We start from the raw sequence: 784 nt of genomic DNA on the forward strand, positions 1-784 counted from the left end.
ACAGGAACAGGCCAGAGGCCACAACCTGGCCGTCTTCAACAGCCCCGCCTCCATTGCCAACCGCATCTCCTACTGGTGCAACTTCAGCGGCCCCAGCCTGGCCCTGGACACCATGTGCTCGTCCTCGCTCACCGCCATCCACCTGGCCTGCCAGAGCCTGCGGCAAGGCAACTGCAGCGTGGCGGTTGCCGGCGGTGTCAACGTCTCGGTGCACCCCAACAAGTATCTGATGCTCGCCCAGGGCAAATTCATCTCCGGCAAAGGCCGCTGCGAAAGCTTCGGCCAGGGCGGAGAAGGCTACGTCCCCGGAGAAGGCGTGGGCGCCATCCTGCTCAAGCCCTTGGCCCAAGCCCAAGCTGATGGTGACCACATCTACGGCGTCATCAAAGCCAGCGCCATCAACCACGGCGGCAAGACCAACGGCTACACCGTCCCGAACCCCAACGCGCAAGCCAAAGTCATAGAGCGCGCACTCAGAGACGGCGGCATCGACGCGCGGGACATCAGCTACATCGAAGCCCATGGCACCGGCACCAGCCTGGGCGACCCGATCGAGATCGCAGGCTTGGCCAAAGCCTTCGGCCAATGGACAAGCGACAGGCAGTACTGCGCCATCGGCTCGGCCAAATCCAACATCGGCCACTGCGAAAGCGCAGCCGGCATTGCCGGCGTCACCAAAGTCCTGCTGCAACTCAAGCACCGCCAGATCGCGCCCAGCCTGCACTCCAGTGTCCTGAACCCCAACATCGACTTCGAGGCCACGCCCTTCGTCGTGCAGCAGGAG

The 784-nt window shown here is 63.9% G+C and carries 1 protein-coding gene; it reads left to right on the plus strand.

Annotated elements, in window-relative coordinates; translation table 11 throughout:
* On the plus strand, positions 1–784 hold a 784-nt coding region (locus FKP22_RS31635), incomplete at both ends, for a beta-ketoacyl synthase N-terminal-like domain-containing protein (protein ID WP_141292101.1).

Source organism: Ideonella azotifigens (assembly GCF_006519715.1).
Taxonomy (GTDB): Bacteria; Pseudomonadota; Gammaproteobacteria; order Burkholderiales; family Burkholderiaceae_C; genus Ideonella; species Ideonella azotifigens.